General features: G+C 60.2%; 22 protein-coding genes. 15 read left to right on the forward strand and 7 right to left on the reverse strand.

The window, feature by feature from the left end:
- Positions 1 to 3: 3 nt before the first annotated feature.
- A complete protein-coding gene (locus tag RCI20_RS03970; RefSeq protein ID WP_306603261.1) occupies positions 4 to 2,019 on the forward strand; it encodes a methyl-accepting chemotaxis protein in 2,016 nt (671 codons plus the stop codon).
- Between the two features lie 102 nt (positions 2,020 to 2,121).
- A complete protein-coding gene (locus RCI20_RS03975) occupies positions 2,122 to 3,432 on the forward strand; it encodes a phenylacetate--CoA ligase family protein (RefSeq protein ID WP_306603262.1) in 1,311 nt (436 codons plus the stop codon).
- On the opposite strand, the gene RCI20_RS03980 is transcribed toward RCI20_RS03975, so the two are convergent.
- Positions 3,421 to 3,963 (reverse strand): DUF2062 domain-containing protein, encoded by a 543-nt coding sequence (locus RCI20_RS03980; RefSeq protein ID WP_306603263.1) that lies wholly within the window; start codon positions 3,961 to 3,963, stop codon positions 3,421 to 3,423. The two genes, RCI20_RS03975 and RCI20_RS03980, sit on opposite strands and share 12 nt — an antisense overlap.
- A gap of 61 nt (positions 3,964 to 4,024) precedes the next feature.
- On the opposite strand from RCI20_RS03980, the gene RCI20_RS03985 reads away from it, so the two are divergent.
- From RCI20_RS03985 to RCI20_RS04000, 4 genes are all read left to right on the forward strand, one after another.
- Entirely contained in the window at positions 4,025 to 6,328 is a 2,304-nt protein-coding gene (locus tag RCI20_RS03985; protein WP_306603264.1) for a DNA internalization-related competence protein ComEC/Rec2, read from the forward strand.
- A gap of 25 nt (positions 6,329 to 6,353) precedes the next feature.
- Positions 6,354 to 7,208: an alpha/beta fold hydrolase gene (locus RCI20_RS03990; RefSeq protein ID WP_306603265.1), complete on the forward strand. Its 855-nt coding sequence runs from the start codon at positions 6,354 to 6,356 to the stop codon at positions 7,206 to 7,208.
- Positions 7,205 to 7,981, forward strand: a complete 777-nt coding sequence (locus tag RCI20_RS03995; protein ID WP_306603266.1) for an alpha/beta fold hydrolase — start codon at positions 7,205 to 7,207, stop codon at positions 7,979 to 7,981. Before RCI20_RS03990 ends, RCI20_RS03995 begins: the two co-directional genes overlap by 4 nt.
- Positions 7,982 to 8,121: 140 nt before the next feature.
- Positions 8,122 to 9,405 (forward strand): GGDEF domain-containing protein, encoded by a 1,284-nt coding sequence (locus tag RCI20_RS04000; protein ID WP_306603267.1) that lies wholly within the window; start codon positions 8,122 to 8,124, stop codon positions 9,403 to 9,405.
- 64 nt (positions 9,406 to 9,469) lie between these two features.
- Here RCI20_RS04000 and RCI20_RS04005 read toward each other — a convergent pair whose 3' ends face one another.
- The 3 genes from RCI20_RS04005 to RCI20_RS04015 all read right to left on the reverse strand — a co-directional run bounded on the left by RCI20_RS04005 (position 9,470) and on the right by RCI20_RS04015 (position 14,447).
- Entirely contained in the window at positions 9,470 to 11,188 is a 1,719-nt protein-coding gene (locus RCI20_RS04005; RefSeq protein WP_306603268.1) for a carboxylesterase/lipase family protein, read from the reverse strand.
- Positions 11,189 to 11,237: 49 nt separating this feature from the next.
- Complete coding sequence (locus RCI20_RS04010; protein WP_306603269.1) at positions 11,238 to 11,759, reverse strand: gamma carbonic anhydrase family protein; 522 nt, start codon at positions 11,757 to 11,759, stop codon at positions 11,238 to 11,240.
- A gap of 141 nt (positions 11,760 to 11,900) precedes the next feature.
- Positions 11,901 to 14,447, reverse strand: coding sequence for a PAS domain S-box protein (locus RCI20_RS04015; RefSeq protein WP_306603270.1), 2,547 nt, complete (start codon positions 14,445 to 14,447; stop codon positions 11,901 to 11,903).
- A 210-nt stretch (positions 14,448 to 14,657) separates the two neighbouring features.
- Between RCI20_RS04015 and RCI20_RS04020 the strand changes: the two genes are divergently transcribed.
- Complete coding sequence (locus RCI20_RS04020; RefSeq protein ID WP_306603271.1) at positions 14,658 to 15,014, forward strand: nucleotide pyrophosphohydrolase; 357 nt, start codon at positions 14,658 to 14,660, stop codon at positions 15,012 to 15,014.
- An 11-nt stretch (positions 15,015 to 15,025) separates the two neighbouring features.
- Here the strand turns inward: RCI20_RS04020 and RCI20_RS04025 are convergent, their stop codons facing one another.
- From RCI20_RS04025 to RCI20_RS04035, 3 genes are all read right to left on the reverse strand, one after another.
- Positions 15,026 to 17,392 (reverse strand): PAS domain-containing hybrid sensor histidine kinase/response regulator, encoded by a 2,367-nt coding sequence (locus RCI20_RS04025; protein WP_306603272.1) that lies wholly within the window; start codon positions 17,390 to 17,392, stop codon positions 15,026 to 15,028.
- A gap of 5 nt (positions 17,393 to 17,397) precedes the next feature.
- The gene (locus tag RCI20_RS04030) at positions 17,398 to 18,159 is read right to left on the reverse strand and encodes an ABC transporter substrate-binding protein (RefSeq protein ID WP_306603273.1); all 762 of its coding nucleotides are present in this window, start codon (positions 18,157 to 18,159) and stop codon (positions 17,398 to 17,400) included.
- A gap of 106 nt (positions 18,160 to 18,265) precedes the next feature.
- Positions 18,266 to 19,111, reverse strand: coding sequence for a 23S rRNA (adenine(2030)-N(6))-methyltransferase RlmJ (locus RCI20_RS04035; RefSeq protein WP_306603274.1), 846 nt, complete (start codon positions 19,109 to 19,111; stop codon positions 18,266 to 18,268).
- 23 nt (positions 19,112 to 19,134) lie between these two features.
- On the opposite strand from RCI20_RS04035, the gene RCI20_RS04040 reads away from it, so the two are divergent.
- The 8 genes from RCI20_RS04040 to RCI20_RS04075 all read left to right on the forward strand — a co-directional run bounded on the left by RCI20_RS04040 (position 19,135) and on the right by RCI20_RS04075 (position 25,026).
- Positions 19,135 to 19,491, forward strand: coding sequence for a DUF3301 domain-containing protein (locus RCI20_RS04040; protein ID WP_306603275.1), 357 nt, complete (start codon positions 19,135 to 19,137; stop codon positions 19,489 to 19,491).
- Positions 19,475 to 20,323, forward strand: coding sequence for a D-hexose-6-phosphate mutarotase (locus tag RCI20_RS04045; RefSeq protein WP_306603276.1), 849 nt, complete (start codon positions 19,475 to 19,477; stop codon positions 20,321 to 20,323). The genes RCI20_RS04040 and RCI20_RS04045 overlap by 17 nt, the downstream gene beginning before the upstream one ends.
- 90 nt (positions 20,324 to 20,413) lie before the next feature.
- Positions 20,414 to 21,076: a Crp/Fnr family transcriptional regulator gene (locus RCI20_RS04050; protein WP_306603277.1), complete on the forward strand. Its 663-nt coding sequence runs from the start codon at positions 20,414 to 20,416 to the stop codon at positions 21,074 to 21,076.
- 76 nt (positions 21,077 to 21,152) lie between these two features.
- On the forward strand, positions 21,153 to 21,470 hold the full coding sequence (gene cowN, locus RCI20_RS04055) for a N(2)-fixation sustaining protein CowN (protein WP_306603278.1): 318 nt from the start codon (positions 21,153 to 21,155) through the stop codon (positions 21,468 to 21,470).
- Positions 21,471 to 21,554: 84 nt separating this feature from the next.
- Entirely contained in the window at positions 21,555 to 21,965 is a 411-nt protein-coding gene (locus RCI20_RS04060) for a hypothetical protein (RefSeq protein ID WP_306603279.1), read from the forward strand.
- Between the two features lie 93 nt (positions 21,966 to 22,058).
- The gene (locus RCI20_RS04065) at positions 22,059 to 23,399 is read left to right on the forward strand and encodes a TolC family protein (RefSeq protein WP_306603280.1); all 1,341 of its coding nucleotides are present in this window, start codon (positions 22,059 to 22,061) and stop codon (positions 23,397 to 23,399) included.
- 5 nt (positions 23,400 to 23,404) lie between these two features.
- The gene (locus RCI20_RS04070; RefSeq protein WP_306603281.1) at positions 23,405 to 23,920 is read left to right on the forward strand and encodes a hypothetical protein; all 516 of its coding nucleotides are present in this window, start codon (positions 23,405 to 23,407) and stop codon (positions 23,918 to 23,920) included.
- Positions 23,917 to 25,026, forward strand: coding sequence for an efflux RND transporter periplasmic adaptor subunit (locus tag RCI20_RS04075; RefSeq protein WP_306603282.1), 1,110 nt, complete (start codon positions 23,917 to 23,919; stop codon positions 25,024 to 25,026). The genes RCI20_RS04070 and RCI20_RS04075 overlap by 4 nt, the downstream gene beginning before the upstream one ends.
- Position 25,027: the final 1 nt, after the last annotated feature.

Genomic DNA, 25,027 nt, shown 5'->3' on the forward strand with positions numbered 1-25,027 from the left:
TGAATGAACGGATTGTTTTTACCTGCGGTTGCCTTGATGAATCGCCTGCGTTTTCGGGCCAAGTTCGTTTTTCTCGGCAGCGCGCTGGTGGTTGTCATGCTGGTCCTGCTGTACACGATTTTTCTCAACCTGAGCCGCGATATCCACACTGCCGAGAATGAACTCGCTGGTTTGCAGATGCTCAAGCCGATGAATCGTACCATTCAGTTCATGCAGCAGCATCGTGGATTGTCATCCGGTGTGCTCAATGGCAATGAAGGCATGAAGGACCGACGGTCAGCGAAGGAAAAGGATGTCTCGGCGGCAATTGCCGAGACCGATGCAGGACTCAGCCCGGTTTTGCGTGACAACCCCTTGTGGCTGAGTGTCAAAGCCGACTGGGCTGAAATCAGCGGCAAGGGCATGGGGATGCCGCCACCGGAAAATCTGAAGCGGCACACCGCCATGATCGCCAAGGTATTGACCTTCATGGTGGATCTGGCCGATGAAACGCAACTCACCCTTGATCCGGTGATCGATACCTACTATTTCATGGATACCGTGGTGTCCAAGATGCCGGCCATGCTGGAGCCGATGGGCATCATGCGGGCGCGAGGCACTGGCGTGCTCAGTTCGCAGGAATTGACCCTGGATCAACGGCGCGACATTACGGCCCTGCTCGAACGCATGAATGGTACCTTGCGGGCGCAGAACGCCAATCTGGAAAAGGTCATGAAGTTCACTCCGGCCTTGCGCGATGTTCTGACTGGGCCGACCCAGGAGTTCACCAAGGCATCGGAAGGTATTTTCAAGCTGGTCCAGGAAGATATTCTGCTGGAACGCTTTGCGACCAAGCCGGCGGATTATTTTGCCTTGACCACCCAGGCCATCGATCTGGGCTACAAGATCATGTTCGAGACCTTGATGCCGCAGTTCGAGAAGCAACTGAATTTGCGCAAGTCCGAGGCTGAGCGCGTCTTGATGTTCCAGGCCGCTTTGTCCTGCCTGGTCTTGCTGGTGGTCGGTTATTTCGGTTTCGGTGCGTACTATTCGGTGATTGGTACCGTGGAGGTTTTCTCGAACGGGGCCAAGCGGATGGCCGATGGCGACATGACGGTACATTTCTCGACGGATGGTGTCGATGAGTTGCATGCGGCCGGTGTGGACCTGAACAACATGGCGGCATCGATTCGTGCCTTGCTTTCCCGCATCCAGGTTGATGTCGGTACTTTGCGTCGGGCATCGGGTGATTTGGCCTCGTCCAGCCACCAGATTTCGTCCAGCGCCGGTTCGCAAAGCGATTCGGCCTCCAGCATGGCCGCTTCGGTGGAAGAAATGACGGTGGGCGTCGATCACATCGCCAAAAATGCCCAGGATGCCGAATCGTATTCGCAGGAATCGGAACGCGTCGCCGCTGAAGGCAGCCAGATCGTGCAGCAGGTGGTGGTTGAAATTCAGGGGATTGCCAATACGGTCAATCTTTCGGCCAATGCTGTTGAGGCGCTGGGTCGTCAATCGAACGAAATTTCGGCCATTGTCGGCACCATAAAGGATATTGCCGACCAGACCAATCTGCTGGCGCTCAATGCCGCGATCGAGGCGGCACGGGCTGGTGAGTCCGGGCGTGGTTTCGCGGTGGTGGCGGACGAAGTGCGCAAACTGGCCGAGCGGACAGCCAAATCCACCCAGGAAATTGCCGGCATGATTTCCGCCATTCAGGCAGGCACGGCGACGGCAGTGGAAAGCATGACCCAGGGCGTGGATCGCGTTGCGGCTGGGGTTCTGGAAGCCCAGCGCGCAGGCGAAACCATTGGTGTTGTGCAGGAGCGTTCACGCCAGGTCATGGAAGCCGTTTCCGGGATCACGATTTCCTTGCGCGAACAGGCAAGTGCCAGCACCGAGATTGCCCGCAATGTCGAAACCATTGCCCAGATGGCCGAACAGAACAACGCCGCAGCCCGCAGCAACGCTCATACGGCGGATGGCCTGCGGCAACTGGCCGAAACCCTGAGCGGCGAGGTTGCCCACTTCCGCACCTGAGTCAAATTGCTTTTCCCTTGACCGGCGATATACACGCCCGCTTCGGCGGGCGTATCATTTCCGGCTTTCATGACAAGAAAGCCAGCCGGGAGAGAGAGCTTCATGATTTTCGATATCGAGAATGAAACATTGCCGCGCGAAGCGCTTGAGGCAATGCAGTTGCGCCGTTTGCGCAGTACCGTCGAGCGTTGTTACGCAACCGTCAAGTTCTATCGCGAAGCGATGGACGAACTTGAGGTCAAGCCGCACCATATCCAGAGCCTGGCGGATGCGCGCTTGCTGCCTTTCACCAAGAAAGAGCAACTGCGCGATAACTATCCCTTCGGAATGTTTGCCGTGCCGACCGAACAGGTTGTCCGGGTGCATGCTTCGTCGGGTACCACTGGCAAACCGACGGTGGTTGGCTATACCCGGCGCGATATCGACAACTGGGCGCATCTGGTAGCGCGCAGTCTGGCTGCTGCCGGTCTGCGGCCCGGTGACCGCCTGCACAATGCCTACGGTTACGGTTTATTCACCGGTGGTCTGGGCCTGCATTACGGTGCCGAGGAACTGGGCGTACTGACCATTCCGATGTCCGGCGGGCAGACACAAAAACAGGTCATGCTGCTGTCCGACTTCCAGGCGACTGCCTTGTGCTGTACGCCGTCCTATGCCCTGAACATCGCCGAAGAGGCGGAAAACATCGGTGTCGATATTCGCAAGCTGCCGCTCAAGGTGGGAATCTTCGGCGCCGAGCCGTGGACCGAAGAAATGCGCTACGAAATCGAATCCCGGCTGGGTCTGGAAGCCATCGATATCTACGGCCTGTCCGAGGTGATGGGGCCGGGGGTCGGCGTGGAGTGCATCGAAGCCAAGAAGGGCTTGCATGTCTGGGAAGATCATTTCCTCGTCGAATGCGTCGATGTCGATAGCGGCTTGCCGGTGCCGGACGGCGAGGAGGGCGAGATCGTCTTCACCTCGCTGACCAAGGAAGCCTTCCCCATCCTGCGCTATCGCACGCGCGACATTTCGGTCATCGACCGCAGCCCGTGCAAGTGCGGCCGCACGCATGCGCGTATCCGGCGGATTTCCGGACGTTCGGACGACATGCTGATCATCCGCGGGGTCAATGTCTTCCCGACCCAGGTCGAAGCGATTTTGATGCGCAGCGAGACCCTGTCGCCGTTCTACCAGATCGAAGTGTTCCGCGAAGGCTTCATGGATTCGATGGCCGTCAATGTCGAAGCCAGTCCGCCGCTATTTGCCCGCGGTCAGGAGGCGATGGACCGGGTGGCGCACAAGGTGCAGAAGGACATCAAGGATTTCATCGGGGTCTCCTGCACGGTCAACGTCAAGCCGACCGGTGCCATCGAACGTTCGATGGGCAAGGCCGTGCGCGTCATCGACCATCGCAAGAAGTCAGCGCACTGAGCTTGCGGCGCGGCGTCGTTGCTTGTGCCGGACCAGGTACAGGCGCCAGGCGCCGCGCGTGATCAGATAACCGGCCAGCGCCAGGACATCGGCCAGGATGATCAGGCCGATGGCGAGCGGCCGGGCAACGGCCAGCATCCATTGCTGCATGGCTTCCGTCCAGGCCAGGAAATCGCTGAATAGAAAGGCCGGCGGGGCGAGGAAGCCGCTGCCGTCACCAATCACCAGTCGCCCGATCTGGTAGGCCAGCAGATAGAGCGGCACGATGGTGAACGGATTGGTGTAAAGCGTCGTCAGCAGTGCCAGCGGTAGATTGACGCGAAAGGAGATGGCGGCCAGCGCAGCCCCCGGCATCTGGAACGGTCCGGGAATCAGGCCGCAGAACAGCCCGGCGGCCACGGCACCGGCTGCCGAACGGCGGTTCAGATGCCATAGCCGAGGGTGAAGCAACGAGTTTTCGAAGGGGCGCAACCAAGGATTGCGCCGTATCGTCTCGTGATCCGGCAGGTATTTCTTCAGTAATTGACGCATTCGTGGATTATCGCAAAACCCGGTCATCCAGTGGCGTGATGGTTTATGTCATGATAACGGCATGCGATCTGCGATCCTTGCCTTTGCATTCGGCGTTCTCTTGCTGCAAACCTGTGCTGAATTGCCATCTCCCGGTATCTGGCTGCTCGGTGGTGCTTTGCTGTGTTTGCCCCGCTGCGGCCTGAAGCAGCATTGGGCCAGCGGTTTGGCGCTGCTGGGCTGTCTTGTGCTGGGGTTTTCCTGGGCGGCCTGGCGGGCTGAGTTGCGTCTGGCTGACGAGCTGGCCAAGGACTGGGAGGGACGCGATGTCCAGGTGATCGGCGTTATCGCCGGTTTGCCGCAGGATTTCGAGCGCGGCACGCGTTTCGAATTTGCCGTTGAACAGGTGTTGACCGCAGAAGCCGTCGTACCGCGGCGTATTCAGCTGGCCTGGTATCGCGGCAAGCGGGAGGTGCCGATTGTCGAACCCGGCGAGCGCTGGCGTTTGACCGTGCGCCTGAAACGCCCGCATGGTGCGGCCAATCCCGGCGGGTTCGATTACGAAGTCTGGTTGCTTGAGCGCGGGATCCGGGCGACGGGCTATGTCCGCCCTGAGCCGGCAGAGAAACTGGCGGCGTTTGTCTGGCGGCCGGCGTATGTCGTCGAGCATTTGCGGGCAACAGTGCGGCACAATTTCCTGCGCGTTTTGCCGTCCGGCGACTGGCCCTGGGTCGGCATCCTGACGGCCCTGGCTGTGGGCGATCAGCAGGCAGTGCAGGGCGAATTGTGGCGTGTTTTCAATCGTACCGGGACGACGCACCTGATGTCGATCAGCGGCCTGCACGTCACGATGGTGGCCGGTTTGTTAGGTTGGCTGGTCAGTGCCTTCTGGCGACGCGTACCGCTACTCGCCATGCGTTACCCGGCGCAGCGTGCCGGTTTGCTGGCAGCGGCTTTGGCGGCGCTTTTCTATGCCCTGCTGGCCGGCTTTGGTGTGCCGGCTCAGCGGACTTTGTACATGCTGCTGGTGGCTGTTGCGGCGATGTTCTCCGGGCGCATCGTGGCCCCCAGCCGGATTTTGGCCTTGGCGCTGCTGGCCGTTCTGGCGGCTGATTCTTGGGCGGTGCTGGCGGCCGGCTTCTGGTTGTCGTTCGGGGCGGTAGGCGCCTTGCTTTACATCGGCAGTGCGCTTGTCGGTAGCAGCCGAGGCTGGCGTCAGCGTCTGCATGGCTGGGGTCTCGTCCAGTGGGCGGCGACGCTGGCTTCCTTGCCGGTGCTGATGCTGGTCTTCCAGCAGTTTTCCCTAGTCTCGCCGCTGGCCAATGCGCTGGCAGTGCCGGTGATCAGCTTCATCATCACGCCACTGGCGCTGCTCGGGGCGCTGTTGCCGTGGTGGCCGATTCTGGGGTTGGCACATGGGATACTCGACTGGCTGATGCATTTTTTGGTCTGGTGCGCCGGTTGGCCGGTCTGGCAAGCGCCGGCACCACCCGTTTGGGTAGTGGTGCTGGCCGGGCTGGGGGTGGCGTTGTGTCTGTTGCCGCGTGGCGTGCCGGGCAAGTGGTTGGGGTTGCTGCTGATCCTGCCCGCCGTTGCCTGGCCGCCGGAGACGATTCCGGCGGGTGAGGCGCGCGTCGATGTGCTGGATGTCGGGCAAGGGCAGGCGGTGGTGATCCGCACGCAGCAGCATGTGCTGATCTACGATCCGGGGCCGTTGTACAGCGCCGATTCGGATGCCGGGCAACGTGTGGTTGTGCCATTTTTGCGCTGGTTGGGCGTGGACCGCATCAATACGCTCGTGGTCACGCATGGCGACAGCGACCACGCTGGCGGCCTGGCCTCGCTGCAGGCTGCGCTGCCGGTCGATCAGGTGTTGTCGTCGATGCGTGAACTCGACGGCGAGTTGTGCGCCGCCGGCCAGCGCTGGGTTTGGGATGGCGTCGAGTTTTCCATATTGCATCCGGCACCTTCAGCCTATGCCGAAGCCAGCAAGCGCAATGCGCTGTCCTGCGTGCTGCTGTTGGCAGCGGGTGAACACCGCATGTTGTTGACGGCCGATATCGAGGCCGCGGATGAAACGGTAATGCTGGCCCGCGATGCCGCAGGGCTCAAAGCCGAGGTGCTGCTGGTGCCGCATCACGGCGCCAAGGGCTCGTCCACGCCGGCCTTCATTGCTGCGGTCGACGCCAGTGAGGTGCTGTTTTCCGTCGGCTATCGCAATCGTTTCGGCCATCCGCGCCCGGAAATTGTCGAACGCTATGTGTCGACCGCAGCACGCCTGTGGCGTACCGATCTCGACGGTGCGCTGCGCGTGGCGCTCAGTCCGTCCGGTCTGGCTGTTACTGGCTGGCGCCATGAGCGATCCCGTTACTGGCATGGACGGTGATACATTTCGGGCAGGAGGAAGAGCGATGACATGCAAACAAGAAATCGTCCAGTGCCTGAGTCCCTCCGGACTGCACCGGATGTCGTACGTCGAGTGGGGCGCCCGGGATAACCCGCGCGTCCTGATCTGCGTTCATGGTCTGACCCGCAACGCCCGCGATTTCGACGCGCTGGCCGAGGCCTTGTCCGGGCATTACCGGGTGATCTGCCCGGATGTCGTCGGCCGTGGCTTGAGCGCGCATCTGCGCGATCCATCCGGCTACACGGTGCCGCAATACTTGGCCGACATGGTGACGCTGATTGCCCGGTTGAACGTGGAAAGCGTGCACTGGCTGGGCACCTCGATGGGCGGGCTGATCGGCATGGCGCTGGCGGCGCAGGAACACAGCCCGATCCGCAAACTGGTATTGAACGATGTGGGTCCCGTCCTGGATGTCGCATCGCTGCAACGCATCGCCACCTACGTCGGGGCCGATCCCAACTGGGCGACCGTTGACGAAGCCATGGCTTACGTTAAATTGATCAGTGCGACCTTCGGGCCGTTGAGCGAAGCGCAGTGGTATCACTTGACTGAGCACAGCATTGCCCGCCGGCCGGATGGGCGCTGGGAGTTTCGTTACGATCCGCGCATCGCCGAAGCCTACAAGGCCGCCTTTACCGGCAAGCATATCGACCTATGGCCGCTCTACCAGGCGATCAGTTGTCCGACTTTGGTTATCCGTGGTGCTGAATCCGACTTGTTGGCGCGGGAAACCTGGCAACAAATGGGTTCTTGCGGTCCACGGGCAAAACTGGCCGAAATCCCCGGTGTCGGGCACGCCCCGATGTTTCAATCGGACGAACAGATTGCCATCGTCCGTGATTTTCTATTGAGCGCATGAAACAGATACTGATTGATGGATTGCGGTTGGAATACCGCGATATTCCGGCGACGGTCGACGGTCGTCCGCCGCTGGTTTTGCTGCATGAAGGCTTGGGCTGCGTCGCCATGTGGCGGGATTTTCCCGAGCAGTTGGCGACAGCTACCGGTTGTCGTGTCATGGTTTATTCCCGGCCGGGTTACGGTCATTCCGATCCGCATCCCGCAGCCCGTACGCCGCGTTACATGCATCGTGAAGGCGAGGAAATACTCCCGGCGCTGCTTGCCGGATTGGGTATCGAACGGCCGATCCTGATCGGCCACAGCGACGGCGGCAGCATTGCGCTGATCTGCGCCGGAAAATTTCCCGATCTGCCGGCCGGCCTGGTCGTCATGGCGCCGCACGAGTTCGTCGAGGCGGAAACCCTGAGCGGCATCCGTGCCGCCCGCGAATTCTGGCAGACCTCCGACTGGCCGCAAAAACTCGGGCGTTATCACCGGGATGTGCAGCAGGTATTCAGCGACTGGAACGATTGCTGGCTATCCGCCGCTTTTCGCGAATGGAATATTGAGGACTATCTGCCGTCGATTCGTTGTCCCGTGCTGGCCATTCAGGGCTGGGACGATGAATACGCCACCATGCGCCAGATCGATGTGATCGCCGAACGGGTACACGACAGCGAATTGCTCAAGCTGCACGATTGCGGGCATACGCCGCAACGCGACCAGACAGCGGTAGTACTCGCGGCAATTAGCCGCTTGGTCGATGCGGTGGCGTCTGTTCGGCAGCCTTGAATAGGCAGAGGTCGTTGCCAGAAAATGGCTGCTGGGCCAAAGGATTTCATTCATACTATGACCTTTGGCCTAGCCTCCTGGTGCACTCCGCTTTGTGCCGGAGGGTTTGAGTTGCGCTGATCACACCCAGAGACGCAAATATGACCACATTCAGGATCAACACGCCCAGTCGCTGGAGCATAGGCTGGCTGCTGATCATGGTCTTTGTTACCGGTCTTCTGCTCGCCTCGGTGTTGGCCTGTTCGATGTTCATTTCCTACCGGATGACGGCGGTCAGCAACATGGCCAAGGCCGATGGGCAACGCATAGCGTCCCTGGCTTTCGAACATCTTTACTCGGTCATGCGCAAAGGTAGCGAGCGGGCCGAGATTGACGATTTGATCCTGCATGTTCAACGTCGTTTACCGGGGTATCGTGTGGCGATCATTCGCGGTGCCCCGGTGGTCCGCCAGTTTGGCGATCGTCCCGGACAGGATGTCTTGCGTCGCGATGATCCCGTTCTGGCCGAGGTACTGCAAACAGGCAAGGATTACAGCGGGCAGGCAGGTCTCAACCAGCGCTATGTGCTGGCAATTCGCGCCACCGGAGAATGTCAGGCCTGCCATACCGGCATTCAACCGGGCGAGGTCAATGGCGTGGTGGATGTCAGTGTCCCGCTGGCCATGCTGGAGGCGCCAATCACGGATTTGGCCTACCAGATCATGTATGTCGTTCTGGCACTGCTGTTCCTGCTTTTTTTGCTCACTTACCTGATTTTGCGCAGTTGGGTCAGTCGTCCGATACAGGAATTGGCGCATGTCGTGTCGATGCTCTTCAAAGCCCGCGACTACGGCCACAAGGTTCAGATCGGCAAGGTCTGGCCGCGCGAAGTGCGTGTGTTGGCCGTCAATTTCAACCTGTTGATGCGCCAGGTGCGCGAGTCGCACCAGCGACTTGAGGAAAGTTCGCGGCGCGATCCCTTAACCGGCCTGTTCAACCGCCGCCACATGGATGAGGTGTTCGATCTGGCAGCTCGGGATGCCGCAGGAAACGGGCGTCCTTTCACCATTCTGCAGATCGACCTCGATGGTTTCAAAAGGATCAATGACCAATACGGTCATGCTGCAGGTGACGCCTTGCTTTTGCGTGTTGGCAAAGCCTTGCAATCAGCGGTTCGGGAATCGGAAGTGGTAGCCCGGATGGGCGGCGATGAGTTTGCCGTACTGGCGTTTGTTGAAAACGACAAGGGAGCAGAGCAATTGTCCCTGCGTTTGCGCCAAGCCATCGAATCCTGCACGCTCCGCCTGAATGAGCAAATCATCCAGGCGGCTTGCAGCATCGGTAGCGCGCGCTCATCCGAACATGGCAATCGGCTGGTCGACGTTCTCGAAGCGGCTGATCTTGCCATGTACCGGGACAAGGCTGCCCGGCGGCGGCAGCCTTAGCCTCGGCCGGTAGGCTGGATCATCGGGCGCTTGCCTGCCAGGCAGGGGATCGTCGGGCAGAAAGTCATCGGGAGGGATTAGGTGCTGTATTGGCTACCTGGTTGATCAGCGCCAGCTCTTGACTGCGAGGCAGGGTGATTAAGCGATCGGTTTGGGTGCCAAACTCCATCACGGTGGGGTGGTCAGGATCAAAGATCGGCCAGACTGCTTCGGAAGCTTGGGGGTGCCCTGTTCGAGCAAAATGTACCCAGGAGGCAAGCATCCGCGCCGACAATGCCTTGTCAGCAGGGTGGATCGTCCAGTCAGAAGCCTTCAGGGTACCCATTGCATAGGGAATTTCAGCACCATGAAAAACGCCCAGCTCTTTGGCTTTCCCCTCCAGGTAGCGGTGGTTTGGCGGCAGGTCTGGCTTGTGCGCGAAATGGTAGAGGTACACGGGTTGCTTGCTCGAATGACGATGCATGGTCGCCCAGTTAAGGGTGCCCACTTTAAGTGCCTGATCGCCAAACAGAGCATGTCCTTGTTTTTGCGCTTCAGTTGTATTGGTTGCGGGATAGAGTTTTTCGGCAACGATAGCTTGTTCGCCGTACAAATCTTTCAGGATATTGCTCAGCCCCTCGACGGTGCCATTTCCTAAAGGAGGGAAAACAGATCCTTCGTTTTTGTTGAAGCCGACCAATAAGGGAACCCGATGCTGTTTCCCCGCAGCAAAAATGGCATGCGGTTTGTCGGGAAGTATCCAGCCATCCACTACCGGACAAAATGATTGAGACGCAGCGCCAGTGTTGACCAGAGACTGGGCGGGCAGGGCGCGTAAATCATCCAGGGAATTTGCTTTCAGCATCTTGGCGAATGCGACGCCGTTTGTTTCTTGAGTGGCAAGTGATTCCAGTCGGGCCAGGGGACCGAAACCGCTCATCGCGGCGCCGCTTTGTCCGATGGCTCGATGGAATAGCCCCTTCGCCAGCGGGGAAGTCATCAGGTAGTTAACGCTGAACGATCCGGCGGACTGACCAAATACGGTGACGTTGTCCGGGTCGCCGCCAAAATGGGAGATATTCTTCTGGACCCATTGGAGGGCGGCAATCTGATCCAGCAAGCCGTAGTTGCCGGATACGCCGTGTTCGGATTCGGCACTCAGTGATGGATGTGCGAAGAAGCCCAAGGCGCCAAGCCGGTAGTTGATCGACACGACAACGACATCATGGCGGGCAAGGGTGTTGCCCCAATAGAGCGGGTTTGAACTGGAACCGTAAGTCCAGTCACCGCCGTAAATCCACACCATGACCGGCAGGGGCTTCGCCGGTTTTGCTTCGGGTGTCCAGACGTTGAGCATGAGGCAATCCTCGCTCATCGCAGTCGTGGGCTCGAAATACACTGAGCTCCGGTAGTTGGGCGGCGTAAAGGGGCTTGCCGTCATTTGCTCGGCGCGCCGGATTCCCTGCCAGGGTATGACCGGCTGTGGCGGTTTCCAGCGCAGTTGTCCCACAGGAGGCGCGGCATAGGGAATGCCAAGATAAGCGGCTACACCCTCCGTGGTGCTCTGCGTCCCTGCCACCAGCCCACCGGTGACACGAACCGGGCGAAATGCCTGCTGGCTCCCGTTCGAGAAATTCTGTGCCTGTGCCAAAGACACCAATGACGTGCCTGCGCCTGCGATCAGTGTCTGGATGAATCGACGCCGATTGAAATGTGGTGCCGCCAAAGCTTGCTCCGGTGATTCATTCATCTTCGAGTCCTCATCAAAAACATTAATGCAATCCCGCGACAGGATAGCTCTCATTCAAATGGGATGCTATTCGGTGAGCGTCAGCAGCCGACTTCCTGCTGGATTACAGTTCGACCAGTTGTTCCCGGTAGCGTCGGGCATTGGCGACGTAGTGCGCGGCAGAGGCTTTCAGTCGGGCAACGTCTTCGTCGCTGAGTTCGCGCACCACTTTGCCCGGCGAGCCGACGATCAGGCTGCGGTCGGGGAAAACCTTGCCTTCGGGAATCAGCGTGTTGGCGCCGACGATGCAGCTCTTGCCGATCACGGCGCGGTTGAGGATGACCGAGCCGATACCGATCAGGCTGCCGTCGCCAACCGTGCAGCCATGCAGCATGACCAGGTGACCAACGGTCACATCGTTGCCGATGTGCATCGGTACACCTTCGTCGGTATGCAGTACCGAGCCATCCTGGATATTGGTGTTCTGGCCGATGTGGATCGGATCGTTGTCGCCGCGCAGCGTGGCATTCCACCAGATCGAGGCGTTGGCGCCCAAGCGCACGTCGCCGATGATCGTCGCATTGGGGGCAATCCAGGCCTGGTCGCCGAGTTGCGGGGTTTTGTCGCCGAGTTTGAAGAGGGGCATGTTGTCTCCGGGGAAAATGGTGTTTTTTGCGGCCATAGAACCAAAGGCTGGCCCTAGGGGCGACCGCAAAAATGAATGATAAATCGGCCGGTTCATTGCCGGCCTTCCATTTTGCCCCGATATTTGCTGGCGCCGAATGGCTCAGACTTCTGCCGGCTCTTCCATCGCCGTTGGCAAGTCAATTGCGTGGCAGGGCAAGCGGAATTCCACGCTTGTCCCTTGGCCTGGCTGGCTTTCCACCCGGATGTCGCCTTGCATCAGTTCGAGAATGCGTTTGCTGATGGCCAGCCCCAGTCCGGTACCGCCGAATCGGCGGGTGGTCGATGCATCGGCCTGGGTGAACGGGTTGAAGAGGTCGGCCAGTTGTTCTTCGTTCATGCCGATGCCGGTATCGCTCACCCGGAAAACGAGCATCTCGCCTTGCTGCGTGAGCGACAGCGCAACTTCTCCCTGCTCGGTAAACTTGATCGCATTGGACAGCACATTGAGCAACACCTGTCCGATGCGCAAGGGGTCGCTGCTGCAGGTTTCCGGCAGGTTCGGCGCGAGCGCGACAGTCAGGTTCAGTTGTTTGGCTTCGGCGCGTTCCCGGACCAGATCGAGCGAATGTTCGACCAGGTCACGCAGGTGAACTTCGGTCTGTTCGATATTCAATTTGCCGGCTTCAATCTTGGAGAAGTCGAGCACATCGTTGATCACGCCGAGCAGGCGTTTGCCGGACAAAATGATCTTGCGCAAGGCATCCTGGGTCTTTTCGCTGTTTTGGTAATGGCGCAGGCCGATTTCGGCAAAGCCGAGCACGCCGTTCAGCGGGGTACGGATTTCGTGGCTCATGTTGGCCAGGAACTGGCTGCGCATGCGTGCCAGATTTTCGGCAGCGACCAGCGCACGTTCGCGGGCCTCGGCTGCGGCGCGCTGTTCGCTCATGTCGACAAAACTGACGACGGCACCGATCGTCTTGCCTTCCTGCAGCATCGGGTGCACTGCGTACATCACCGGGATGGCATGGCCGTCGGCATGCCAATACACCTCGTCAACGATGCGTATCGTATGGCCGAATGACAATGCATTGTGGCTCTTGCATTCGCTCAGCGGGTAGGCGGAGCCATCGCTTCGGTGATGGTGGAACAAGCGGTGGGCATGCTGACCAATCGCCTGTTCCTGGCTGAAACCCAGCAGATCGCAGGCTGCCTTGTTGATGAATGTGATGAATCCGGCGACATCAATGCCGTACAGGCCATCGGCGCTGGATTGCAGGATGTGGCTGGCGCGCGCTTCGGTTTCCAGCAGGGCTGTCGTCCGTTGTTCGACCAGGTGTTCCAGTTGGCGCCGGTATTGTTCCAGTTCTTCCTCATCCTGTTTGCGTCGGCTGATGTCGCGGGTGATCGCCAGATGGCTCGTCTGGCCGTGATCGTGCATCGGGACGGCGTGGGTTTCCAGCCAGCGGCGGTTGCCTTTCAGGCCGATGACCTCGAACTCGAGCTGGGCGCGATGTCCGCTGATGACCCGGCGGTGCATTTCGGCAAAGGCTTCCCGGTCTTTGGGGGCGATCAGGTCAAGTACCGGCAATTGGAAAATCTGCGCAATTGAGTCGGCTTCAATGATGGCCAGGCCGGCTGGATTCATTTCAAGCAGCCTGCCCTCGGCATCGACGACCTTGATGCAGTCCGGTTCGTTTTCGATGATGGTTTTCAGGCGCAGTTCCCGTTCGGCCAGCGCCTTGGCATTTCGTTCCGCGTTGCGCAGCAAATGGAGAATGAATCCGCCCATGAGCAGGGAAACCAGCATATAACCAAACGCAATACTCAACGTGTGGACCAGTTCCTTGTTCCAGCCCGCAAGGTAATCGTTGCTGGCCACGCCGACAAAAAGGAACATCGGTGCCTTGTTCTGACGGTGGAAGCTGATAAGACGTTCAAATCCGTCAGAGCCCTTGGGGGTGAAGTAGGTCGCTGAATTGATTCCGGATTCATAAATCTTCCGGAGTTCGGGGGATACTGAACTGTCACCGATTTGTCCGGCCGGTTTGTCGGGAATGGCGGGCGTTCGGGTGATCAGGCCAAGCTTTGCATCACGCAAAACCAGTGTTCCGTTCGGGCCGACCTGAAAGCCGGAAAGCAGTTCGGTAAAGTGGCTGACGGCGATGGGCGCTGAAATCACGCCGGCGAAGCGACCATCCGGTGCGTTGTAGCGCTGGGCGAAGCCGACGATATGTTTTTTGGCTACTCGCCCCATGACCGGTTTGGAAATCTGCAGGGCTTTGTCGGTGTGGTCCCGGTGATACTGGAAATAATCGCGGTCAGCCCAGTGGACCCCTGCATTCTTGTCCAGACCTTTGCCCAGGATGACCCGGCCTTTGGCATCGGCAACCCGAAAGGCTTCGACTTCGGGCAAACGTTTTTCCTGCCGGGCAATGAAGGCATTCATCGCCGCTTCGTCAATCCCACCGGCAGCCAACTGGCGTTCGAGTTCGTCGGCGACCGTATGCAAGGCCAGGTCGATCTTCTCGATGCTGTTCGACAGGGAGAGATCGACCGCTTTGGCGACATTCCGGGTTTGTATTTCAGCCCGTTCGACATATTGCTGCCGGCTGTTGTAGAGCGAAAAGCCTGATAGCGTCAGAAACAGGATATTTGAACCAATAATGGCCGTAATCAGTAAGGCGCGCAGGCGGAGATTTTGTCGCATGGTCTTTTGGGTACAAGCCAATTCCGACACAAGTACAGCATGCTCATGCAGCAGAGCCCTGAGTTTGGTACGGATATTCAGTCAATACGCCGATGTTACGCCTTTAGTAATAGATGGCATAGCATCAATGTTCAGGAAATGCTTATTTAGCCTGTTGTTGATGCTCGGGTGGGCTGGCATCATGCGGTCAACGTTCCAGGAGAAGCAAAATTGGCCGATTTAAGTGCGTTGACCGCAGAATTGCTGGCTTTTCGCGATGCCCGCGATTGGCGCCAGTTTCACAGCCTGCGCAATCTGATCGTTTCGCTCAATCTCGAAGCGGCCGAATTGCTCGAATTGACGCAGTGGAAGAGTGATGGCGAAGTCGAGGCTTTGGCGGACGACCCGGCCAGTGCCGAGGCGCTGCGCGATGAATGCGCCGACGTACTGCTCTATCTGCTGCTGATTGCCGACAAGGCGGGTATTGATCTAGCGGCTGCAGCGCGGGAAAAGCTGCTGAAGAATGGAGAAAAATATCCGGTAGAGAAGGCCTTCGGCTCACGTGCCAAATACACTGCATTGACCTGACGACGGCCGGCCTAAGGCGTATCTGGCGCGTGACGCAAGTTGTGCAGTATCTGCCCGTAAAACTCGTCAGGCGTGATGGGTTTTGCGATGAAGTCGCTCATGCCGGCAGCAAAACAGCGTGCCTTGTCTTCGGCAAAGACGTTTGCCGTCATCGCTACAATCGGCCGCTGCGCATAGCCCGTTAGTGCGCGGATGCGCCGGGTGGCTTCAAGACCATCCATCTGCGGCATCTGCACATCCATCAGGATCAGGTCGTAGCGGGTTTTCCCGGCCATGTCGAGCGCCTGCTGCCCATCTTCTACCGCATCGACGATCAGGCCGGCTTCTTCAAGGAGGATCAGCGCAATTTCGCGATTGATCGGCTCGTCCTCGGCCAGCAAAACCCGTTTTCCCCTGAAGTGTCTGGCCAGTTCGGTTTCGAGATTGCCTTGTTTGTTGTGCTGCAGTGCTTCATTGGCCTTGCCTTTGTACAGCCACGCGGTGAACCAGAAAGTGCTGCCCTGGCCGGGGATGCTGCTCGCGCCGGCTTCACCTTCCATGGCTTCGGCAATCTTGCGGGTGATGGCGAGGCCAAGGCCGGTGCCGCCATATTTTCGCGTCGTTGAATTGTCCGCCTGCTCGAAGGCGTTGAATAGACGGTTCAGGGCATTTGCTTCAATGCCGATGCCGGTATCGCTGACTTCAAAACGCAACTGGACGCGCGATTCGTCTTCGCCGATACAGCTTGCCCGCAGGGTGATGCTGCCGCTTTCGGTAAATTTGAGGGCATTGCCGGCGTAATTCAACAAGGCTTGTTGCAGGCGGGTCGTGTCGCCGATCAACCAGTCGATGCCGGCCGGCAATTCGCGGCGCAACTGCAGATGTTTGGCGTCGGCCCTGGCTTGCAGCATCGAACAAATATTGTCGAACAGGGTAGGCAGCGCAAAATTTGCGGCTTCCAGCTTCAGTTTTCCGGCTTCGATCTTCGACAGGTCCAGGATGTCATTGATGATTTCCAGCAGGTGTTGCCCGGCCGCTTCCAGCTTGTCCAGGCGTTCGTCCTGGGTGGGGTCCAGGCCGCCTCGGCGGATCAGGTGGGCCATGCCGGAAATGGCATTGAGCGGTGTCCGGATTTCATGGCTCATGTTGGCCAGGAAGGCACTTTTTGCTTGCGTGGCTTCTTCCGCCGCCTGACGTGCCGTATTCAGTTCGGCAGTGCGCTCCGCCACGCGGCATTCCAGATTGGCATTCAGGTTGCGGATCTCGGCCTCGGCCACTTTCAGCGGATTGATGTCGGTATGGGTGCCCAGCATGCGTAGCGGTATTCCGTTACTGCTCCACGACTGAATCTTGCCTTTCGACAGCACCCACTTCCAGTGCCCGTCCTTGGTTTTCATCCGGAATTCGACGTGGTATTCCGGAATTCGGCCGGCGGCGTGATCTTCGAATGCCAACAGGGTTGCCGCCCGATCATCGGGGTGCAGCAGTTGTTCCCAGGAGGTGAAGGTCAGCGACTTGAAGTCGTCTGGCTGGTAGCCCAGCATTTCCGCGTATTCCCGGCTGACTGCTACCTGACCGTTCTGCATGTCCAGGTCGAACAGTCCCTGATTTGCGGCGGACAAAGCCAGGCGCTGCCGTTCCTCGCTTTCCTGCAGGGCTTGCTGGGTGTCCTGCAGCGCGCGCAGGGTGGAAAACACGTCGGCGACTTCCTGGTTGCGCGCCAGCGGCAGGGGTTCCAGTTGGCTGGCGCCCGAGCGCATTGCAGCAAGCCGCTTCGACACGGCGAGCAGGGGATCGATCAACTGGATTTTCAGCACGCGCAGCAGCACCAGCAGGCTCAACAGCAGCAGGATGGCGAAAGCCAGTGACAACTGGAGCATTTGCCGTGCCGAACTGGCAGTCGTTTCAGCCAGCTTGGTGGTGTGGGCGATCATGCTGCCCGCGGTTTCTTCGGCAATGCTTGTCAGGTGTCGGCGATGTTCTTCCCAGCGATCAAAAATATGTGATTCGCTGGCTTCGCTTTCCCGTAAACGCATTAATTCTTCGGCCACCGCGAATCCGTCACGGATCTTTTCATTGCTGCCGTCAACGTCCTGCAATGACGGGTGATGACTCAATGCCTGAAAGGCCCGGCCGGCAGCTTGCCAGCTGTCGCGCGAAGGGGCGCTGCTCAGTTGGTCGCCAAGCTGGATCAGGCGTTCGATATTGGTTACTGCACGTACCTTGGCGCTCAGGCTGGGGGCCGCTTCCGCCCGGTGTTTTTCGGCCAGGGCTTGCAGTTCGATCATTTGCCGCGCCAGCAGGAAACCGGCACAGAACAGGATCAGCAACAGGAAGGCCAGAATGCCGGCGGAAATCAGTCGGAGGCTGGGTGGTTGTCTGGCGGGTGATTCGCTCATCGGGATTACAGAATGCTGTAGGGGAAATGACGGCGCGACAGGCGTTCGTGCGTACCGTCGCGGATCAGGCTATCCAGCGCGGCATCGATCTCCGTTTTCAGGTTGTCGTTGCCAGGGCGCAGGGCGATGTGAACATCGCCACCCAAACCTTCTTCGTCGAGCGGCGCGCCGATATAAGCAAAACGTTGTCCTTCCTTGCCTTGCAAAAAAGACAGTGCTTGCTGGGTCGGCATCAGCGCCAACTGGCAGCGCTGCCGGGACAGCAGGTCGAGCAGTTCGCCGTTGCTGGTAGCGGCGAGGGGCTGCTTGCCGCTTCGCTCGATCAGCCAGCCGAATTGTCGGGACCCTGCAATGGCGCAGGTTTGCTCCCGCGCCAGCAGCGTTGGCATCAAGGCGCCGCCCAATTCGCGCAGGCCGATCAGACTGGAAGTCGAGCGCCAGATAACCCGGGTAAAGCGCACCAGTTTTTCCCGTTCCGGGGTGCGTAGCGTGTTGGCCACGCCGAGATCGTGGCGGCCGGCATTGACAGAAGGCAGGACCTCCGGAAAGCGCAGGACGTCCAGGCGGCATTCCCGTTGCAAGCGCTGGCAAAGCGCCTGCACGAGGTCCACGTTGAAACCTTTCAGCTTGCCGTTTTCATCACGATAGGCAAATGGCGGCGCCGTGTCGGTGATGGCGATTGATAGCGTGCCTGGCTGTGCGCTGACGCTGGCCGGAAAAATCAAGGCCAGCAGGAGCGAGGCAAGAAATCCTGTGAATCGATACACCGTGAACCTCCAAGCGGTCGGTTTTTCCTTGTCTGGAACGCTTGATACGTCCGCCGTGTTTGTCACGAACTATAGCATGCAGCACTATGCCTTTCGGCATAGTCGGTCAGGCCGACTGCCCTTCCAGCGTGTGCTTGGCGCCCGGTCCCTGGGCCAGCAGCGTGGCTAGCGCGGGCAGGGTGTCCTGCAGGGTTTTTTTCAGCGTCCAAGGCGGGTTGATGATGAACATGCCGCTGCCGTACATGCCGAAACCGTCGTGTGGCGCGGCCTTGACCTGCAGGGTTGCATTCAGCCAGTTGGTGGCACCCAGGCGCTTCAGGCGGTCGGGCAACTGGCGCGATTCCGGCTTGATCAGCATCGGATACCACAGCGCGTAGGTGCCGGTCGGGAAGCGTTTCATCGCATCTTCCAGTCCCTTGACCACTGCCGTGTAGTCGGATTTGGTTTCGTAGGACGGGTCGATCAGCACCAGTGCGCGCCGTGGCGGCGGGGGCAGCAGGGCTTTCAGGCCGGCAAAGCCGTCGCCTTCGGTGATCGTGACCTGACGCCCGGCGCCCCGGAAGCATTCCTGCAGTAACTTGCTGTCGCTGGTGTGCATTTCGTACAGGCGCAGCTTGTCCGATTCACGCAGCAACTGCCGGGCCAGCCAGGGCGAGCCAGGGTAATGCTGGAGCTGGCCGTGCGGGTTGAGCATTTTGACGAAATCGAGGTAGTCGACCGCAGCAGCCGGCAGGCTGGTCGCGTTCCACAGGCGGCCGACGCCATCGCGCCATTCGGCGAGCTTGTTGGCGTGCACCGAATCGAGCGCATAGCGGCCGGCGCCGGCGTGGGTATCGATAATCCAGAACGGCGCAGGTTTTTCGCCCATGTATTGGGCGATCTGCAGCAGGATCAGGTGTTTGAGTACGTCGGCGTGATTGCCGGCGTGATAGGCGTGGCGGTAACTGAGCATGGCAGGCAGTATACTTCGGCCCCATGCCTATTTACGAAACCATTTTTCTCGTTGTCGCCGCCGCTGGTGTCTGGCTGTGGCTGGATACACTGAAAGCCCGCGAGATCGGTATTCTTGCGGCGCAAAATGCCTGTGCCGATGAGGGCTTGCAGTTTCTTGACGAGACGGTGATCGGCCGCTTCAATGCGTTGGCGCGTGATGAAGACGGTCAGTTGCGCCTGCGTCGTACTTTCGTTTTCGAATACAGCGATAACGGCAATAACCGGCGCACCGGCAGTGTGACCTTGCTCGGCCACCAAGTTGAGTATCTGCATGTTCGCCCTCATCTCTACGTCGTCCCAAATTCCAATTCCAAAGACCCGCATGAAACCCAGCATTGAAGAAATCGAATTCCACGGCCTCGCCGCCCTTCGCCTGAATGGTCCGAAGGGCAGCAGCGCCGTGATCAGCAAACTTGGCGCCCAGGTGCTGTCCTGGGTGACGCCGGATGGACGCGAACGGCTGTTCCTGTCCGACAAGGCGGTATTCGATGGCAGCGTGGCGATTCGCGGCGGCGTGCCGGTCTGCTTTCCGCAGTTTTCCGACCGGGGCGATTTGCCCAAGCATGGTTTTGTCCGCACCCGCGAGTGGAGCGAAAGCGCCCGGCGCAGCGGCGACGATTACGCGCTGGTCACGCTGGAAACCAGCGACGATGCCGCGACACGCGCCTTGTGGCCGCACGCCTTCCGCCTTGAACTGACTGTGATGATCGAGGCCGACCGTATCGATCTTGAATTGTGCGTGGCCAATACCGGCGAGCAGCCGTTTGCCTTCACCGGCGCGCTGCACACCTACCTGCGTCTGGTCCAGGTCGAGGATGCGGCGCTGGAAGGGCTGTACGGCCACGAATACCGCGATGCCGCGCAGGGCAACCAGATTTGCAAGGACAGCGGGACCGAACTTGCGGTCGACGGCGAAACCGACCGGGTTTACCATCAGGTTCGGCGGCCGCAGTTGTTGCGCGCCGGCAACCACAGCTTGGCAATCCAGCAGCAGGGCTTTCCCGATCTGGTGGTGTGGAACCCGTGGGTAGCCAAGTGCGCCGCATTGCCTGACATGTCGCCCGAAGGCTGGCGCGAAATGTTGTGCGTCGAAGCGGCAGCGGCCGATACCGAGGTTGCGCTGACGGCCGGCGACGAATGGTATGGCCGGCAGACCTTGGCGGTTGTCTGATTCCTGTGGCAAACCTGACAAGGTTTGCCATTTTAAATCGTTGATTTAATTTGATTTAATCGTGGTCCCGCTTTTGCTTTCTGCAGGGGTATGGAGACCGCCAATCATTCACCTGCCCATTCCGTTGAGCACCTGCCCGGCCTGCCGCCGGGCTTGCTGGACGGCTTCGTGCGCCACGATCTGGGGCGTGGCTGTTTGTTCGCCACGCCAAGCGATGCCCGCAACCAGGTATTCATCATCGAAAGTGGCCGCCTGCGGGTTTACCTGGCCGGTGAAAGTCGCGAACTCAGCCTGAGCTTCCTCGAACCGGGCGATATCTACACCACGCACACGCCGACTTACGTTGAAGCGGTTGTGCCGAGCACGCTGTGGCTGATGGAAACCGGCGCTTTTGCTCGCAAACTGGCCCGCGATCCCTCGGTCACGCCGGTCATGATGCGGGTGCTCGGGCGCCTGCTGAGCAACGCGGTCAACCTGATCGAGGATCTGGCTTTCCGCGAAGTGCCGGCCCGGCTGGCGCGTTTCCTGATCGGCATGAGCGAGCGGCGCGGGCGTCCGATCGATGGCGGCATCTGGCTGATCACGCTCGATCTCGGCACGGAAGATATCGCCAGCCTGCTCGGTTCGACGCGGCAGACCGTTTCGTCCTTGCTCAACCAGTGGGAGCGCGACGGTATCCTGCAACGCCAAGGGCGCCGTGTACTATGCCTGTACTCGCTCGATGCGCTGCAGCGCCTGTGTGCCGATCACTGAAACTGTCAGCCAGCCGACGGACCCGGTAGCGCCGAACGCTTAAAGTGGCTCCGTCAAATCATCATCGGAGGCGGACATGGAAAATCAACAGAAATTGGTGGCCGATTGCGGCTGTCGCGCTAATACCGACCGTTACATCAGCTTTGTCGGTATCGATTGCGCCGGTAACGCGCGCCGCGTGATGGCGTTTATCGAGCGCAACATGGCGGCCAGCGGCGAGGCGCAGGCATTCTGGATGTACTTCATGGCCAAGCGGACACCGCGCAGCGGCCCGGCGCCGGATGACCTGTTTCTGGTCCATTCGTACATCAACCAGATTCGCGAATTTTTCGAGGCCTGTGGCGATGCCGAGGCGCTGGAATTGCTGCTGCAGGTCGAAGAGGAATGCTGTTGAGGGGGCTTGGAGTTTTGTATCGTTAATGTAATTCCAAGCGTAGCCATGTTCCGATCACCAGCGTTTCGGTTATAGTCCGACCTCATGCAAACCCTGTTCCGTTCCCTCTCGCGCTGGATGCTGCTGGTCATGCTGACCACCGTGCTGGCGCCCGGCTTCGGCTGGGAGGTTGCGGGTGGGGTGGCTGCGGCACACGCTGAAACTGTCGATCACTCAAGTCATGATGTGCATGATCATCATGCAGTACCAGTGCAGCATGCGCATGCGCCGGATGCCGCATGCGACGGTTGTGCCGGGCATGAAGCGCCTTGCGATGATTTGCAGCATCACTGTTGCCCCGGTCATGTGCTGAGCCATTTTTCGGCCGCCTTGCATGCTGCACCATCTTTTTTGCTGCCAGTTTCACGTTTTTCTGCGGTCGACCGCAGTAATCGGCGCTTTTCCTCGCGTGTTCCCGAAGGGCTTGAACGCCCGCCCAGATCAGCCTTCGCCTGAGCGCTGGCGGCTGATCATTTTTCGTTTTAGACAGGCTCGATAGAGCCCAAATGGCAGCTCGCCGGCTATGTTTCATTCAGCCGGAGAATCACCATGCGAACGCTTTTCAAGCCTGAGGGCGAGGGCGTCAAGCCATACCTGTTACGGCGCACTTCTGTTCTTGCGTCGATGCTGGCACTCATATGGGTCCAGCCAGTACATGCCGAATCTGCGCAGTCCTTGCCGTCATCGTTATCGGCGCCCATGCCTGTCTCTTTGTCGCAAGCCTTCGCTGCGGCCTGGGCACGCCAACCGGTAGCCGCTGCGCTGCACGAACAGCGCACTGCCGTTGCTGCACGGCGTGCTGCGGCTGATGCCTGGACACCGGCGCCGCCGGCCATCGAAGTCGGCGGGCGCAGCGACCGATTCAATCGCGACCGGGGGGCCAATGAAGTGGAACTCGGCTTGGCCATCCCCTTGTGGTTGCCTGGCGAACGGCGCGATAGCCAGGCATTTGCCGAAGCCGAAACCGGCTCCCTGGAAGGCCGGGTCGCCGCGCTGCAATGGCAACTTGCCGGCGAACTGCGCGCAGCATGGTGGGACTGGCAACTGGCCAGCGAGGAGTTTCTTGCCGCGGAAGGTGCGCTGGCCAACAGCACGCGTCTGCGCGATGACGTGGCCAGACGTTTTGCCGCGGGCGATCTGGCGCGGACCGATCTGTATCAGGCCGAGGGCGCGCTGGCCGGCATCCGTGCCGAGTGGATCGATGCGCAGAGCCGGCGCGATGCGGCGGCCAGCCGGCTGCTTTTACTGACCGGAAACACTTCGGCCGGGCCGGGTGCGACCTTGCCCACGAATGCGCCGCAGGAGCAGCGCGGCGAGTCTGATCCGGGTAACGCGTTGCCGCTTGCTGACTGGCTGGCCCGCCATCCGGCCTTGCTCGCCCTGAATGCCCGAGCCGAAGCGGCGCGGCAGACGCAGGCACTGGCCCGAACCCGGAGCCGGGCGAATCCCGAATTGATGCTGGCGACCCGGCGCGAGCGCGGGGCGAGCAATGAGGCCATCGAGCAAAGCTGGTCGCTGGCGCTGCGCATCCCGTTTTCATCCGATGCGCGACATCAGGCGGCGATTGCCGAAGCCGGTGCCGGGCGAGTCGAGGCGGAAATCGAGGCTGAACGCACCCGCGAGCGATTGACCCAGGGGGCGAGGCTGGCGTTCAACGAACTGGCGGCGGCCCGTCAGCGCCGGCAAGCCAATGAAGAGCGCGCCCGACTGGCACGCGAAACCGATCAGGCGTTTGCCAAGGCCTTCCGTCTGGGCGAGAGCGACTTGCCGACGCGCCTGCGCGTCGCCCAGGAAGCTTTTGCCGCCGAACGCGCGCTACAACGCTCCCGTATCCAGCAAGCTGCCGCGCTGTCGGCTTACCGTCAGGCCATCGGCCTGCTACCGGAATGAACATAATGACCATCAAAAAACACCTGCTTGCCGGGTTGACCGCAGCATTGCTGCTGCCGGCCCTGGCTGCCGAAACAGCCGTGCCCTTGCCGGTCGTCGTGGCCGAAAGCGAGGCTTTCGAAATCGTCGGCCGGCTTGAGCAAAATGGCCTGATTCTTCATGTCGACCGCGCGCCGAGCAATGCGCCGGTGCTTGCTGCAACGCTGTCGGCCGAGGCATCAGGCCAGGAAGTCGCTGCGCAATTCCGCCCGGCCAGCGGCGATTATCTGATCGACGATGCCGCCTGGCTGAAGTCGTTGCGCGTGCCGGGCGAGCATGCGCTGTCATTCACCCTGCTGGCGGGTGAGGAGAACGATCTGTTGAGCGCGGATTTGGTGGTTCAGGCACCGTTGACCGCAGAAAACACATCGGGCTTTGTCCTTTCGCCCTGGCGGGGCGGTTTGTTGCTCCTTGGCATCGGTTTGCTCGGGGCGTTCTGGGGCTGGCGCCGAATGTTGACGCGGCGGGGAGGTGCAGCATGAAACGCATCGCTTTCTTGAGCGTCTTGATCACGCTCGCAATTCAGCCCTTGGCCGCACATGAAGGCCACGACCACGGCGATGAAAAAGCGGCTTTGCCCAATCTCGGCAACACGCCGCAGCGTCTGGCCGATGGCGTCGTCTTCCTGCCCAAGGCGGCTCAGCGCCAGATGGGCATCCTGACGCAGCCGGCAGCCACAGCCGAGGTGGCGCGGGTGGTCGAATTGGCTGGGCAGGTGGTCATGGATCCTCTGCGTGGCGGTCGGGTGCAGGCGATGCTGGCCGGGCGCATCGAGGCCGGGCCGAAAGGTTTGCCGAGGCTTGGCAGTCGGGTGAACAAGGGTGAAGTGCTGGCCCGCGTGGTCCCGTCGTCCGGTCAGATTGAGCGTGCCGATCTGGCGGCGCAACTGGCTGAATTGCAGTCAGCGCGGCAACTGGCGCAAAAGCGTCTGGCCCGCCTGCGCGAACTGGCCGATAGCGTGCCGGGCAAGGACATCGAGGCGGCGGAAAGCGAGTTGGCGAGTCTGCAGGGACGCGTTGCGGCGGTCAGCCACGGTGTTTCCGGCAGCGATGCGCTGGTGGCGCCGGTGTCCGGTGTCATTGCGGCAGTCAATGCAGTGCTTGGTCAGGTGGTTGATGCCGGCGAACTGGTGTTCGAGATAGTCGATCCCGATGCCTTGCAGGTCGAAGCGCTGGCTTATGAGGCGCTGGCCGCGGAAGAAGTGCAGGGCGCTGCGCTAGCCGTCGGTGAGCGCAGTGTCGCGCTGGATTTCCTCGGTGCTTCGCGCCGCTTGCGCGAACAGGCGCTGCCGTTGCGATTTGGCAAACGCGGCCAGGCTGTCGGTTTAATGCTGCCGCTCGGTCAGCCGGTGAAAATCCAGGTGAAATTGCGGTCGACCGCGAAAGGCCTGCCGATTGCCCAGCGGGCGCTGGTACGCAGCGCCGCCAACGTCGCCATGGTCTGGGTCAAGACATCGGCCGAGCGCTTTACGCCGAAGCCGGTCCGCCATCAGCCGCTCGACGGGGCGCAGGTGCTCGTCACCGACGGGCTGGCCGACGGTGATCGTGTCGTCGTCGACGGCGCGACGCTGATCAACCAGATCCGCTGAG

The organism is Azonexus sp. (genome assembly GCF_030824335.1).
GTDB lineage: Bacteria > Pseudomonadota > Gammaproteobacteria > Burkholderiales > Rhodocyclaceae > Azonexus.